The sequence below is a fragment of the Anabaena sp. CCY 9910 genome (genome assembly GCF_963920875.1).
GTDB lineage: Bacteria > Cyanobacteriota > Cyanobacteriia > Cyanobacteriales > Nostocaceae > Trichormus > Trichormus variabilis.
Map to the genome: position 1 here is coordinate 1 of NZ_CAWUDJ010000129.1, position 280 is coordinate 280.

The following is a 280-nucleotide window of genomic DNA, read 5'->3' on the forward strand; positions in this document are numbered from 1 at the left end:
GCCCGCGCCCGATGTGATCAGGAAGACCTTGATGATCAAGACATCCGCCATCCTGACCGCCCTGGCCCTCACACTTGTGGCGCCGGGCGTTGCTTCGGCCTGTATCGCGCCCGCGGGACCACCGCCGACGCCAGAGCAGAGAGAGGCGAACCTGCGTGAAATCCAGGCTTCATCCTGGGCCAATGCGGCGCTGGTTTATGAGGCCGAGATCACCGAGAGCTTCATGGTGTTCTCTCAGGACGATCCGATCCATCCGGGCATGGCCAGCGGGACCTATGTG

Annotated in this window: 1 protein-coding gene; it reads left to right on the top strand. The window is 63.2% G+C overall.

Features of this window, described 5'->3' with window-relative positions; translation table 11 throughout:
* Positions 1 to 31: 31 nt before the first annotated feature.
* Positions 32 to 280, top strand: a 249-nt coding sequence (locus ACM5QX_RS29590) for a hypothetical protein (RefSeq protein WP_414756764.1), incomplete at its 3' end; no start/stop codon positions are given.